Below are 13914 nucleotides of genomic sequence, written 5' to 3'. Positions count from 1 at the left end.
CTCAGGGACGCGACCCGTAAGGGGCGCGGGAAACTGCGCGACCAGCCCCCACGCAACCCGCACGGACCCACCGACCGAACCGGCCTAGGCGGCTTTGCGCCTGCGCTCGACCGGCCTCGAAATCACCGGCTCCGGCACTCTCGGCGGCCGAGACACCGCGTCAGCAGCCGCACAGGACGCCAGAAGCTCACGCATGGAGACCCCGGGGACCACGGCGACCGCGACCGGTCGCCGCTCCTCGGACTGGGACACGGACACTGGCGCCTCCTGAGGTGCGGGGGCGGACGTAGTTAGGTAGCCCTAACTACGGACTGGATACCATGTGACCACGCCCGATACGCCCGGCGCAACATCTTGCCGACGCCTTGTCGGAACGTTCACACGCTCCTCAGGCCGACAGCACCCCGAGATCCAGCCCGTCCCACCGCTCCCCCAGCCCCGCCAGGGTCACGTGCCGTACCTCGTCGGTGGTGTCCCCGACCGCCCGGTGGATGCCGACCATGAGCCGGTCGTCGGTCAGCTCCTCGACCTTGCCCTCGCCCCACTCGACGACGATCACGGACTCGGGCAGCGAGACGTCGAGGTCCAGGTCCTCCATCTCGTCGAGCCCGCCGCCCAGGCGGTACGCGTCGACGTGGACGAGCGGCGGCCCGCCCCCCAGGGACGGATGGACGCGGGCGATCACGAAGGTCGGGGAGGTGACGGCCCCGCGCACGCCGAGCCCCTCGCCCAGCCCGCGCGTCAGCGTCGTCTTGCCGGCGCCGAGCTCCCCGCTGAGCATCACGAGGTCACCGGCGCGCAGCAATTTCGCCAGTCGGCGGCCCAGCTCCCCCATCTGCTCGGGGGAGGTGACGGTCAACTCGATCTCAGCCTGGCTGTGCCGTGCTGCTGGTGCTTCCATAGCCACTTACGGTAGCCCCTGCCGGCACGGCACCCGCGCGGGTGAGCAGGTCGGCGAGGCGGTCGGTGACCACTTCCGGGTGTTCCAGCATGACCAGGTGCCCGGCGTCCGCGACGAGCACCAGTTCGGCGTCGGGCAGCAGGTCGGCGATGACCTCGCTGTGCTCGCTGGGCGTGACGAGGTCCTGCACCCCGGCCAGCACCAGCACCGGCAGATCCTGGAAGTAGGCGAGGGCGGCGGTCTTGTCGTGGTCGGTGAAGGCCGGGTAGAACTCGGCGACCACGTCGATCGGCGTCGACTCGATCATCCGCTCCGCGAACCGCTCCACCGCCGGGTCGACGTCCTTGGACGCGAACGAGTACCGCTTGATGATCCCGGCGAAGAGATCGGCGGTGACCCGCCGCCCCTTCTCCACCAGCGCGGCCTGCGTGCCCAGCGCCTTCAGCACGCCCGGCAGCACCCGGCGCACGGCCGCGACTCCGGCGACCGGCAGCCCGAAGTTGACCTCGCCGAGCCGCCCGGACGAGGTACCGACGAAAGCGGTGGCGACCACCCGCTGCCGGATCAGGTCGGGATACTGCGCGGCCAGCGCCATCACCGTCATCCCGCCCATGGAGTGCCCGACCAGCACGATCGGCCCCTCCGGCGCGGCCGCGTCCAGGACGGCCTTCAGGTCCCGGCCCAGCTGGTCGATGGTGAGCTCCACGCCGCGCTCGTGCTGGGCGACGCCGCGCCCGGAGCGGCCGTGGCTGCGCTGGTCCCAGTGCACGGTGCGGACGACCCCGCGCAGGGCCGCCCGCTGGAAGTGCCAGGAGTCCTGGTTGAGGCAGTAGCCGTGGCTGAAGACGACGGTGACGGGCGCGGGCGTCTTGCGGCCGAAGAGCCGGCGGCGGCGCGGTGACACGGCCGCGCCGAGGTCGGGTTCCACCTCGTCGACCTCGTAGTACAGCTCGGTGCCGTCGTCGGCGTACGCCTTGCCGGGCGCGCCGCGCAGGGTGCCGTAGGGGCCCGCCGAGTCCAGCGCCAGCCGGGCCTTGCGCCGCATCCCGCGGCCGACGGTCATCCGCTCCAGGGCGACCCCGGCGGCCGCCCCCGCGGCGAGCACTCCTATGGCGGCTCCGGCGACGCCCGTCACCTTGCGCCAGCTGCCGGAGGCCGCCTCCGTGGCCGAGGCGACGACGGCCGCCGCGGCGGCTTCCGCTACGGCCTCCGCACTGCTCTCGCTCACGTACCGCTCCTCTTCGCCGTACTGCAGTTCGCCGGTCAGGTGACACGGGTGGTACCGACGAGATCGCTGTTTCTGTTGATACAGGTGTAACCGGGTTGTGCCGCCGCCGAACCCCGGAGGTCAGTCGCCGGCTTCCGGTCCGTCCCCTGGTTCTTGCCCACTCGGTTCCTCGTTCACATAGACGCGGGGAACCCGGGTTCCGATGCGGGTGACGATTTCGTATGCGATCGTGCCCGCGGCCTGGGCCCAGTCCTCGGCGGTGGGCTCGCCCCGGTCGCCCGGGCCGAACAGCACGGCTTCCGCGCCGACTTCGGGTTCGTCGCCGCCGAGGTCCACGACGAACTGGTCCATGGCGATGCGCCCGGCGGCTGTCCGCCACTTGCCGCCGACCAGGACGGGGCCGGTGCCGGAGGCGTGCCGCGGGATGCCGTCCGCGTAGCCGACGGGGACGAGCCCGAGGGTGGTCTCGCCGGGCGTGACGTAGTGGTGCCCATAGCTGACACCGTGCCCGCCCGGTACGTGCTTCACCAGGGCGAGGGAGGCGGACAGCGTCATCACGGGGCGCAGACCGAAGTCGGCCGCGCTGCCCAGCTCGGGGCTGGGCGAGAGGCCGTAGAGCGCGATGCCGGTGCGGACGAGGTCGAAGTGGGCCTCGGGGAGGGTGAGGGTGGCCGGCGAGTTGGCGATGTGCCGCACCTCGGGGCGCACGCCCTGCTCCTCGGCGTACCCGAGCATCTCGTGGAAGAGGGTGAGCTGGGCGGCGATGGAGGGATGGCCGGGCTCGTCGGCGCAGGCGAAGTGCGACCACAGTCCGGTGATCCGGACCAGCCCGGCCGCCTCGGCGCGCAGCGCCTCGCGGACCAGCTCGGGCCAGTCGGCGGGCTGGCAGCCGTTGCGCCCGAGCCCGGTGTCGGCCTTGAGCTGCACGCGCGCGTGCCGTCCGGCCGCGCGAGCGGCCTCGGTCACCTCCCGCAGTGCCCACAGCCCGCTCACCGACACGTCGAGACCGGCCTCGACCGCCTCCCGCCACGGCCCGCCCGGGGTCCACAGCCAGCACATGATCCGCACGTCCGCCGGCAGCCCGGCATCCGCGCGCAGTGCCAGCGCCTCCTCCGGGGTGGCCGTACCGAGCCAGCTCGCGCCCGCCTCGACGGCCGCGCGGGCACACCGGACGGCGCCGTGGCCGTACGCGTCGGACTTCACCACGGCCATCAGGGCCGCCCCCGGCGCGAGGGCACGCAGGGTGCGCGCGTTGGCCCGCAGGGCGGCCAGATCGATCTCGGCGCGGGCGCGCAGGGGCGCGGTCGGTGCAGTCGCTGTCTCTCTCATCGCGCCCCCAGTGTCTCAGAGGCCTCCGACAGCCCTCCGGTACAGCCCCCGGTACGGCTACCCGACCGTCCTCGGGTACCCGCCGGACACGGAATCACGTGCCTGACCGCGCACCGGGTGACACACCGGGTCAGGTACCGGTCCGGTGCCCCCAGACGTACACCCTGTCGCCCTTCTTCAGCACGCTCCAGAGCTTCTTCGCGTCGCCGAGCTTGAGGTTCACACAGCCCCAGGAGCCGACGGTGGTGTAGATGGAACCGTAGACGGCGTGGAAGGCCTGCCCGCCGTCGAAGAACTGGGCGTACGGCATGGGCGAGTTGTACAGGGTCGACCAGTGGTTCTTGTGCCGCCAGTAGACGGTGTGCCACCCGGCCCTGGTCGCGTACCCCTTGCGCCCGCTGCGCATCTGCACCGGCCCGTAGACCACCTTGTTGCCCTTCTGGACCCAGGTGACCTGCCGGTTGAGGTCGACACAGGCGACCCGGTACGACTTCACGGGGCAGTTCTTCTTGGCGTTCGGGTTCTTCTTCGCCGACAGGAGCATCATCTGGTACCAGGTCACGGGCCCCGCGAACCCGATCGCCGGCTTGATCCGGTACGTCTTCTGGAACTTCTGGATGGCCTTGCAGTCGGCGGTGGACTGCTTCCCGTCCACCTTCAGCTTCAGCCACTGCTCGATCTGCTTCTGGTACGGCCCGGTCAGCTTGGAGCAGCTCACCTTGGAGACGGCGTCGCTGAGCGGCACGTACTCGATGAGGTCGTACGTCCCCGGCGCGGCCGCCTTCGGCTCGACGGCGTCCTCCTTGACGCTGGGCGTGTACACCTTGGGTGCCAGCATCTGGTCGGGGGTGTCGATCTGCCATGGCTGCGAGGGCCCCGGCGTGACCCCCGGCACCAGCTCCGACTCGGGGACGGCGGCGGGTGGCTTGGGGGCGGCGGTGTCCGCGAACCCGGTCCCGGCACCGAGGCAGAGCACGGCCATGGCGACGACGAGGCCTCCTGCGATCCCCCGCACCCGGCCACACCGATAACGCACAAATCGTCCACTAATCATGCGATCAGACAACCCCTCAGGGGCCGGAATTCCAGGGAGCCGCGCGGCGAGGTCACCCGAGGGATGCAGGGGCCTCCAGCGCTACGGGGGACAACTCACGCCCACGCCGCGACCCCCTGGGGGCTACGGCTGAGCTGCGGCCCGCAAGGAGGGACGGGAACTGCGCCCCGCAAGGGGGGCGGGGCTGTACCGATGTGCGGCTGCCGCCGCGCGGGCGCGCCCAGCCCCCACGCAACCGCACCCGCACCCGCACCCGCCCTACGTCCGAACCGCCCACCCCTCCCCCAACTCCGCGCCCGCCCTCCCCTCCAGCCCGTCCGGCGTTTGAGGACGAGGCCGTTCAGGCCGACGGGGTCCGGGGCGGAGCCCCGTGACGGTGCGGTCCTGGCCTACCGAGTCGGGTGGGCGGGTGGGTAGACCCCCCGCCAGGCCGACGGCAACTCCGCAGCCACCGCATGGGCGACCGTCGGCGCCCCCTCCGCCGCGAACCGCCCCGCGAGCCCGTGCAGATACGCGGCCACACTCCCCGCGTCCCGCCCGTCCAACCCCGCCGCCAGCAACGACCCCGCCAGCCCGGACAGCACGTCCCCGCTCCCGGCGGTGGCAAGCCAGGGTGTCCCGGTCGCGTTCACCCGGACAGCGGATCCTCCCCCCGGCGCCGCCACCAACGTCGTCGACCCCTTCAGCAGCACCGTCGCCCGATAGACCGCCGCCAGCTCCCGCACCGCCGCGAGCCGGCCGCCCTCGACCTCCTCCCGCCGTACCCCGAGCAGGGCCGCCGCCTCCCCGGCATGCGGCGTCATCAGGGTCGGCGCCGTACGACCGCGTACCGCGTCCCGGTCGGCGAGCCGCAGCCCGTCGGCGTCGACCAGCACCGGCACGTCCTCCGCCAGCACCTCGGCGACGGCCTCGGCATCGTCCCCGACCCCCGGCCCGGCCACCCACGCCTGCACCCGCCCGGCCTTCCGCGGCCCCCCGTCCGACACCAGCGTCTCGGGAAAGCGGGCCAGCACCGCGTCCTTGGCCGGCCCGACGTACCGTACGGCCCCGGCCCCGCCCCGCAACGCCCCGGCGACGGCGAGCACCGCGGCCCCGGGATAACGCGCCGAGCCGGCCACGATGCCGACCACCCCCCGCCGGTACTTGTCGCTCTCCGCCGACGGCGCCGGCAGCAGCCGCGCCACGTCCACGTCCTGCAACGCCTCCAGCCCGGCCTCCTCGGGCAGTTCCAGCCCGATGTCGACCAGCCGTACCGAACCGGCGTACTCCCGTGCCGGGTCGATCAGCAGCCCCGGCTTGTGCGTCCCGAAGGTCACGGTCAGGTCCGCCCGTACGGCCGCCCCCCGCACCTCACCGGTGTCCGCCTCCACCCCGCTCGGCAGGTCCACGGCGACGACGGCGGCCCGCGACCGCTCCACGACCGCCACCAGCTCCGCCGCCCCGGGCCGCAGCCCGCCCTTCCCGCCGATCCCCACGATCCCGTCGACGACGAGATCGGCCCGCAGGATCAACTCCTCGGCGCCACCGTCACGCACGACCGTCCCGCCGGCCCGGCGCAGCGCCGCCAGCCCGCCCCCGTGCACGCGCTCCGGTGCGAGCAGCACCGCCGCGACCCCCGCCCCTCTGCGCGCGAGCCGCGCCCCGGCGTACAGCGCGTCCCCGCCGTTGTCCCCGCTGCCGACCAGCAGCACCACCCGGCTGCCGTACACCCGGCCGAGCAGGTCGGCGCAGGCGGCGGCCAGCCCGGCCGCGGCCCGCTGCATCAGCGCCCCCTCCGGCAGCCGCGCCATCAGCTCCCGCTCGGCCGCCCGTACCGTCTCCACGCTGTAAGCAGTCCGCATGCCCCGAGTCTCCCCCGGAACCGGTGGGACACGCACCCGCCCAGCCCCGGCCGTGTCACCCCTCCCGTCCCCCTCACCCCTCCGCGATCACCACCGCCGACGCCACCCCCGCGTCGTGACTGAGCGACACATGCCACGACCGCACGCCGAGTTCCGCCGCGCAGGCGGCCACGCTGCCCTTCACGCGCAGCCGCGGCCGTCCGTTGTCCTCGACGTACACCTCCGCGTCCGTCCAGAGCAGCCCGGGCGGCGCGCCCAGCGCCTTGGCCAACGCCTCCTTGGCCGCGAACCGCGCCGCGAGCGAGGCGACACCGCGCCGCTCGCCGCTCGGCAGGTACAACTCCCGCTCGATGAACAGCCGCCCGGCCAGCCCGGGAGTCCGCTCCAGCGACTCCCGGAACCGGTCGATCTCGGCGACGTCGATGCCAACCCCGATGATGCTCATGGTCAGACCCTAAGGTCACTCCACGGTGACCGACTTCGCCAGATTGCGCGGCTGGTCCACCTCGTTGCCCCGGGCGGTGGCCAGTTCGCAGGCGAAGACCTGGAGCGGGACCGTGGCCACCAGCGGCTGCAGCAGGGTCGGGGTGACCGGGATCCGGATCAGGTGGTCGGCGTACGGTACGACCGCCTCGTCGCCCTCCTCCGCGATCACGATCGTGCGGGCGCCCCGGGCCCGGATCTCCTGGATGTTGGAGACGATCTTGTCGTGCAGGACGGAGCGCCCGCGCGGGGACGGGACCACGACCACGACCGGCAGGTCCTCCTCGATCAGCGCGATCGGCCCGTGCTTCAGCTCGCCCGCCGCGAAGCCCTCGGCGTGCATGTACGCCAGCTCCTTGAGCTTCAGGGCGCCTTCGAGGGCGACCGGGTAGCCGACGTGCCGGCCGAGGAAGAGCACGGTCTTCTTGTCCGCCAGCGACCGCGCCAGCGCCCGTACCGGCTCCATGGTCTCCAGGACGCTCTCGACCTCGCCGGAGATGTGGGACAGGTCCCGGATCACCGCGCTGATCTCGTCGCCCCACTTGGTGCCCCGTACCTGGCCGAGGTACAGCGCCACCAGGTAGCAGGCCACCAGCTGGGTCAGGAACGCCTTGGTCGAGGCGACCGCGACCTCCGGCCCGGCGTGGGTGTACAGCACCGCGTCCGACTCGCGCGGGATCGTCGAGCCGTTGGTGTTGCAGATCGCGAGGACCTTCGAGCCCTGCTCACGGGCGTGCCTGAGGGCCATCAGCGTGTCCATGGTCTCGCCGGACTGGGAGATGGCGATGACCAGCGAGCGCGAGTCCAGGATCGGGTCCCGGTACCGGAACTCGCTCGCCAGCTCCACCTCGCACGGGATGCGCGTCCAGTGCTCGATGGCGTACTTGGCGATCAGACCGGCGTGGAAGGCCGTACCGCACGCGACGATGACGACCTTGTCGACCTCCCGGAGCTCGGCCGCGCCGATGCGGACCTCGTCCAGGGTCAGCGAGCCGCCCGCGTCGATGCGGCCCAGGAGCGTGTCGGCGACCGCCTTGGGCTGCTCGGCGATCTCCTTGAGCATGAAGTAGTCATAACCGCCCTTTTCCGCTGCCGACGCGTCCCAGTCGACGTGGTAGGAGCGGACGTCCGCCGGAGCGCCGTCGAAGCCCGTCACCGTCACGCCGTCCCGGCGGAGCTCCACCACCTGGTCCTGGCCCAGCTCGATCGCCGACCGCGTGTGGGCGATGAACGCGGCGACGTCCGAGGCGAGAAAGGCCTCGCCCTCTCCGACGCCCACCACGAGCGGGGAGTTCCGGCGCGCGCCCACGACCACGTCCGGCTCGTCGGCGTGCACCGCGACCAGCGTGAACGCGCCCTCCAGACGCCGGCACACCAGCCGCATCGCCTCGGCGAGATCGGCGGTGCCGGAGAACTCCTCGGCGAGCAGGTGCGCGACCACCTCGGTGTCCGTCTCGGAGGCCAGGTCGTGCCCGCGCTCGGCCAACTCCCCCCGCAGCGCGGCGAAGTTCTCGATGATCCCGTTGTGGACGACGGCGACCCGGCCCGCGTTGTCGAGATGCGGATGCGCGTTGGCGTCCGTCGGCCCGCCGTGGGTGGCCCAGCGGGTGTGCCCGATACCGGTGGCGCCGGTCGGCAGCGGCCGCTCCGTCAGTTCCTTCTCCAGGTTGACCAGCTTCCCGGCCTTCTTCGCCGAGGCCAGCCCCCCGTCCGCGAGCACGGCGACGCCCGCCGAGTCGTACCCCCGGTACTCCAGCCGCTTGAGCCCGGCGAGCACCACATCGAGCGCCGACTGCGCCCCCACGTATCCCACGATTCCACACATGAGCGGCAGCCTAAGACCCGGACCCCGCCCGAACACGGCTCAGCGTGCCCGAAATCGGAAATCAGAATGGGGTTGGGAACCGGCCGCCGCACAGGGAGCATGACCTGTGCAACGGACTCTCGCAACAGGGGAAGAGAGCGATGACAAAGCTCGTGTCACTCCCGTCCGGCGAACCGGGCGAGGACCTCGACTGGTTCGCCACGTCCGCGCTCTTCGAGGACGTGGCCGCCTTCATTCTCCGACATGTGGTGGATGACCAGGCCAGGCGTGACCTCACCGCGGGTGTCGCGTCGGGCTGTGTGTTCGTCGGCGACCTGCCGGAGCCCGATCGGACGAACGTCCTGACCGCGTTGCGCGACACGTTTCCCGGCCACGTCGATTCCGACATCTATCCTCCGCGGGTGACCGCCAGGATGGACACCCCGGAGATCTTCGTCGCGCGCGCCAAGTCGCTCGCGCGGCTGGCAGGCCGGTGCCTCGCGCTGCGTGCGGCCTCCGGAGCCGTGCCCGACAGCGAGGGGGGCACGTGACCGACCCCACCCCCCGCCCCGTTCAAACTCCGTTAACAATGGAATGTGATCTCTCCGGTCTCCCCGATCTCCAGGAGCGCCCACCGGCACCGGCCGGAGGTGACTCCCTACGTCGACCTCACCCGTTCCGAGTGGAGCGCGCTGCGCGACAAGACGCCGTTGCCACTCACCGCCGAGGAGGTCGAGAAGCTGCGCGGCCTCGGTGACGTCATCGACCTCGACGAGGTGCGGGACATCTATCTCCCGCTGTCCCGCCTGCTCAATCTGTACGTCGGTGCCACGGACGGTCTCCGAGGCGCCCTGAACACCTTCCTCGGCGAACAGGGCTCCCAGTCCGGCACCCCGTTCGTCATAGGTGTCGCCGGCTCGGTGGCGGTCGGGAAGTCCACCGTCGCCCGGCTCCTGCAGGCCCTGCTCTCCCGCTGGCCCGAGCACCCTCACGTCGAGCTGGTGACGACGGACGGCTTCCTGCTCCCGACCAAGGAGCTGGAAGCCCGCGGCCTGATGTCACGCAAGGGCTTCCCCGAGTCGTACGACCGCCGGGCCCTGACCCGCTTCGTCGCCGACATCAAGGCCGGCAAGGACGAGGTCACCGCCCCCGTCTACTCCCACCTCATCTACGACATCGTCCCGGAGCGCAGGCTCACGGTCCGCCGCCCGGACATCCTGATCGTCGAGGGACTGAACGTCCTGCAGCCCGCCCTCCCCGGCAAGGACGGCCGCACCCGGGTCGGACTCGCCGACTACTTCGACTTCAGCGTCTACGTCGACGCGAGCACCGAGGACATCGAGCGCTGGTATCTCAACCGGTTCCGCAAGCTGCGCGCGACCGCCTTCCAGAACCCGGACTCGTACTTCAGGAAGTACACCCAGGTCTCCGAGGACGAGGCGGTCGACTACGCCCGTGGCCTCTGGCGGACCATCAACAAGCCCAACCTGGTGGAGAACATCGCCCCGACCCGCGGCCGGGCCACCCTGGTCGTCCGCAAGGGCCCGGACCACAAGGTGCAGCGCCTGCGGCTCCGCAAGCTGTGACACCCCCGCCTGCTACAAGGACGACATGCTGCATCTGCGCCTGATCACGCCGGCCGACCGGACCGGCGACGTGGTCCGCCTGATCGAGACGACGGTGGGCACCACGCATCTGGTCGTGCTGCCGGGCGTCGCCCGCGACCCCGCCGGGGACGTCGTGACGTGCGACGTCGCCCGCGAGGCCGGCGACGAACTCATCCGCGGGCTACGGGCGTTGGACCTCGACCACACCGGTTCGATCGCCGTCGAGAACATCGACCTGTCCCTGTCCCGCCGGGCGGACGCGGCCGAGGAGGAGGCACCGGGCGAGGGCGCCGACGCGGTGCTGTGGGAGGGGCTGACCGAGGCGACCCACGAGGAGTCGACGCTGTCGGTCACCTACGTCGCCTTCATCACCCTGGCCACGATGATCGCGGCCTGCGGTGTCGTCCTGGACAACGCGATCCTGATCGTGGGGGCGATGGCGGTGGGGCCGGAGTTCGGCCCGCTGGCCGGCATCTGCACGGCACTGGTGCAGCGCCGGCCGCGGCTGGCGCTGCGCTCCCTGACCGCGCTCCTCGTCGGCTTCGCCGTGGCGATGCTGGTGACGGTGGGGTTCAGCTACCTCATGGACGGCGTCGGCCTGTTCACCAAGGTGCAGCTGGAGGCGGAACGCCCGAACACCAACTTCATCTACCGGCCCGACGCGTTCTCGTTCGTGGTCGCGGTGCTGGCCGGCATCGCCGGCATACTCTCCCTGACGTCGGCCAAATCGGGCGCCCTGGTGGGCGTGGCGATCTCGGTGACGACGGTCCCGGCGGCGGCGAACGCGGCGGTGGCCTTCACCTACAGCGAGTACCGGCAGGCATGGGGCTCGACGGAACAGCTGCTGCTGAACCTGCTGGGCATCGTGCTGGCGGGAACGCTGACGCTGATGACCCAGAAATGGCTCTGGAAAAAGCCCACTTGGAAGAAGCGTCCCGACAACGCGCCCCTTTAGGAGCGCGGGGAACGGCGCGACAAGCCACCACCGGCCTGCGGCCCGCGACGCGCCCTCCCCGGCAACCCCGAACCCGGAACGGCGTCACCCCAAAGCAGATTTCACGGCGTCAGCCAGCCGCCCCGCCACCGACCGCGCCTGCTCGATGTCGGCCGCCTCGACCATCACCCGCACCAACGGCTCGGTCCCCGAGGGACGAAGCAGTACCCGCCCCGTCTCCCCCAGTTCCCGCTCCGCCTCCGCGACCGCCGCCGCGAGGTCGCCCGACGTCCGCACCCGGGACCTGTCGACGTCGGGCACGTTGATCAGCACCTGCGGCAGCCGCTCCATCACGCCCGCCAGCTCCCGCAGCGACCGCCCGGTCCCGGCGACCCGCGCCGCCAGCAGCAGCCCGGTGAGCGTGCCGTCACCGGTCGTGGCGTGGTCGAGGATGATGACGTGGCCGGACTGCTCGCCGCCGAGGGCGTACCCGTGCTCCTTCATCTCCTCCAGCACATACCGGTCGCCGACCGCGGTCTGCACGAGGTGCAGCCCCTCCCGCTCCAGCGCCAGCTTGAAGCCGAGGTTGGACATGACGGTGGCGACGACGGTGTCGGCGCGCAGCGCGCCCCGCGCCCGCATGGCGAGGGCGAGTACGGCCATGATCTGATCGCCGTCGACCTCCTCGCCGGTGTGGTCGACGGCCAGGCAGCGGTCCGCGTCGCCGTCGTGCGCGATGCCGAAGTCGGCCCCGTGCTCGACGACCGCGGCCTTCAGCGGGCCGAGGTGGGTCGACCCGCAGCCGTCGTTGATGTTGAGCCCGTCCGGCTCCGCGCCGATGGTGACGATCTCGGCGCCGGCCCGGCGGAACGCCTCCGGCGAGACCCCCGCGGCCGCGCCGTGCGCTTCGTCCAGGACGATCTTCAGCCCGTCGAGCCGGTTCGGGAGCACGCCGAGGAGATGGGTGACGTACTGCTCGGAGCCCTCGCCGTAGGACCGGACCCGGCCGACGCCCGCACCGGTGGGCCGCTCCCAGGGCTCGCCGTGCCGGTGGGACTCGTACACCGCCTCGATCCGCTCCTCCAGCTCGTCGTCGAGCTTGTGACCGCCGCGGGCGAGGAACTTGATGCCGTTGTCGGGCATGGCGTTGTGGCTGGCGGAGAGCATGACACCGAGGTCGGCGCCGAGCGCGCCGGTCAGGAACGCGACGGCCGGCGTCGGCAGGACCCCCACGGTCAGGACGTCGACACCGGCGCTGGCCAGGCCCGCGACCACGGCCGCCTCCAGGAACTCCCCGGACGCGCGCGGGTCCCGTCCGACGACCGCCGTCGGCCGGTGGCCCTCGAACGTGCCCGCCTCGGCCAGCACGTGCGCTGCCGCGACGGACAGCCCGAGCGCCATCTCGGCGGTCAGGCCCGCGTTGGCGACACCGCGCACGCCGTCCGTGCCGAAGAGTCGTCCCACTTGTCCTCCTGAAGAAGCGTCCTTGCTGCCAGGAAATGATGGCAGGCGCTTAGTCATGCGATCACACCAGCCTTTGAGCGTCTTGTGTCGTTATACGCCCTTGGCTGGGATAAACGAACGCCCCGACGGCACATGTGGCGTGCCGCCGGGGCGTTCGGAGTACGTGCAGGCAGCTGGTGATTAGCGCTTGCTGTACTGCGGGGCCTTGCGGGCCTTCTTCAGACCGGCCTTCTTGCGCTCGACCGCACGGTCGTCGCGCTTGAGGAAGCCGGCCTTCTTGAGCGGGCCGCGGTTGTTGTCGACGTCGGCCTCGTTCAGCGCGCGGGCGACACCGAGACGGAGCGCACCGGCCTGACCGGAGACGCCGCCACCCGCGATACGGGCGATGACGTCGTAACGGCCTTCGAGCTCCAGCACCTTGAAGGGCTCGTTGACTTCCTGCTGGTGCACCTTGTTGGGGAAGTAGTCCTCAAGGGTGCGGCCGTTGATCTTCCACTTGCCGGTGCCCGGGACGATCCGGACGCGGGCGATGGCGTTCTTGCGACGGCCCAGGCCGGCGGCCGGCTGCGGGTCGCCGAAACGGGACGCGAGGGACTCGGAGGTGTACTCGCCCTCGACGGGGACGTCCGACTCCGTGGTGTAGCTGTCGATGTCAATCTCTTCGAGCGGCTGCTCGGCAGTGGTCTCGGCCACGATGCTCCTCAGATTCTCTTCAGTCTTAGGGGGTGGCCGGACTTACTGCGCGACCTGGGTGATCTCGAACGGAACCGGCTGCTGCGCAGCGTGCGGGTGGTTCTCGCCTCGGTAGACCTTCAGCTTGGAGAGCATCTGACGGCCCAGGGTGTTCTTGGGGAGCATGCCCTTGACGGCCTTCTCGATGGCCTTCTCGGGGTTCTTGTCCAGCAGCTCGTCGTAGCGGACGGAGCGCAGACCACCCGGGTAGCCGGAGTGGCGGTACGCCATCTTCTGGGTCCGCTTGTTGCCGGACAGGTGCACCTTGTCGGCGTTGATGATGATGACGAAGTCACCGGTGTCGACGTGAGGGGCGTAGATCGGCTTGTGCTTGCCCCGCAGGAGGGACGCCGCAGTGGTGGCGAGACGGCCCAGGACGATGTCCTGGGCGTCGATGACGTGCCACTGGCGCGTCACATCGCCGGGCTTGGGGCTGTACGTACGCACGGTTCGTAGCCTTCGCTTCGAGTGAATGGTCCTGAACAGGTCACCGAAACGATCACGACAGCCTGAGCCACTGCGGCGACGCATACCGCG

Annotated in this window: 13 protein-coding genes; 3 read left to right on the top strand and 10 right to left on the bottom strand. The window is 71.4% G+C overall.

Going from position 1 to position 13914, the window contains the following annotated elements; genetic code table 11:
• Nucleotides 1–388: 388 nt before the first annotated feature.
• The 7 genes from tsaE to glmS form a co-directional block, all read right to left on the bottom strand.
• On the bottom strand, nt 389–901 hold the full coding sequence (tsaE, locus tag OHB00_RS30955) for a tRNA (adenosine(37)-N6)-threonylcarbamoyltransferase complex ATPase subunit type 1 TsaE (RefSeq protein WP_406439549.1): 513 nt from the start codon (nt 899–901) through the stop codon (nt 389–391).
• Nucleotides 867–2129: an alpha/beta fold hydrolase gene (locus OHB00_RS30950; RefSeq protein ID WP_406439547.1), complete on the bottom strand. Its 1263-nt coding sequence runs from the start codon at nt 2127–2129 to the stop codon at nt 867–869. The genes tsaE and OHB00_RS30950 overlap by 35 nt, the downstream gene beginning before the upstream one ends.
• Before the next feature lie 120 nt (nt 2130–2249).
• On the bottom strand, nt 2250–3458 hold the full coding sequence (gene alr / locus OHB00_RS30945; protein WP_406439546.1) for an alanine racemase: 1209 nt from the start codon (nt 3456–3458) through the stop codon (nt 2250–2252).
• 130 nt (nt 3459–3588) lie between these two features.
• Complete coding sequence (locus OHB00_RS30940) at nt 3589–4440, bottom strand: L,D-transpeptidase family protein (RefSeq protein WP_406439544.1); 852 nt, start codon at nt 4438–4440, stop codon at nt 3589–3591.
• Nucleotides 4441–4901: 461 nt separating this feature from the next.
• The gene (locus OHB00_RS30935) at nt 4902–6353 is read right to left on the bottom strand and encodes an NAD(P)H-hydrate dehydratase (protein WP_406439542.1); all 1452 of its coding nucleotides are present in this window, start codon (nt 6351–6353) and stop codon (nt 4902–4904) included.
• 73 nt (nt 6354–6426) lie between these two features.
• The gene (locus OHB00_RS30930; protein ID WP_406439540.1) at nt 6427–6798 is read right to left on the bottom strand and encodes a holo-ACP synthase; all 372 of its coding nucleotides are present in this window, start codon (nt 6796–6798) and stop codon (nt 6427–6429) included.
• 15 nt (nt 6799–6813) lie between these two features.
• Complete coding sequence (glmS, locus tag OHB00_RS30925) at nt 6814–8661, bottom strand: glutamine--fructose-6-phosphate transaminase (isomerizing) (RefSeq protein WP_406439538.1); 1848 nt, start codon at nt 8659–8661, stop codon at nt 6814–6816.
• A gap of 140 nt (nt 8662–8801) precedes the next feature.
• On the opposite strand from glmS, the gene OHB00_RS30920 reads away from it, so the two are divergent.
• From OHB00_RS30920 to OHB00_RS30910, 3 genes are read left to right on the top strand one after another with little or no spacing between them, the layout of a single operon-like run.
• On the top strand, nt 8802–9191 hold the full coding sequence (locus OHB00_RS30920) for a hypothetical protein (RefSeq protein ID WP_406439536.1): 390 nt from the start codon (nt 8802–8804) through the stop codon (nt 9189–9191).
• Nucleotides 9192–9236: 45 nt separating this feature from the next.
• On the top strand, nt 9237–10226 hold the full coding sequence (gene coaA, locus OHB00_RS30915) for a type I pantothenate kinase (protein ID WP_406439534.1): 990 nt from the start codon (nt 9237–9239) through the stop codon (nt 10224–10226).
• A 25-nt stretch (nt 10227–10251) separates the two neighbouring features.
• Entirely contained in the window at nt 10252–11202 is a 951-nt protein-coding gene (locus OHB00_RS30910) for a DUF389 domain-containing protein (RefSeq protein WP_406439532.1), read from the top strand.
• A gap of 84 nt (nt 11203–11286) precedes the next feature.
• Here the strand turns inward: OHB00_RS30910 and glmM are convergent, their stop codons facing one another.
• The 3 genes from glmM to rplM form a co-directional block, all read right to left on the bottom strand.
• On the bottom strand, nt 11287–12645 hold the full coding sequence (glmM, locus tag OHB00_RS30905) for a phosphoglucosamine mutase (protein WP_406439530.1): 1359 nt from the start codon (nt 12643–12645) through the stop codon (nt 11287–11289).
• 180 nt (nt 12646–12825) lie between these two features.
• Nucleotides 12826–13338 carry a 30S ribosomal protein S9 gene (rpsI, locus tag OHB00_RS30900; protein WP_406439528.1) on the bottom strand — a complete coding sequence of 171 codons (513 nt, stop codon included), beginning with the start codon at nt 13336–13338 and terminating at the stop codon, nt 12826–12828.
• A 42-nt stretch (nt 13339–13380) separates the two neighbouring features.
• Nucleotides 13381–13824: a 50S ribosomal protein L13 gene (gene rplM / locus OHB00_RS30895; protein WP_123974783.1), complete on the bottom strand. Its 444-nt coding sequence runs from the start codon at nt 13822–13824 to the stop codon at nt 13381–13383.
• Nucleotides 13825–13914: the final 90 nt, after the last annotated feature.

It is taken from the genome of Streptomyces sp. NBC_00631 (genome assembly GCF_045206895.1).
Taxonomy (GTDB): domain Bacteria; phylum Actinomycetota; class Actinomycetes; order Streptomycetales; family Streptomycetaceae; genus Streptomyces.
The sequence above is the reverse complement of the archived record's forward strand: the minus strand, read 5'-3'. Positions and strand labels throughout refer to the sequence as shown.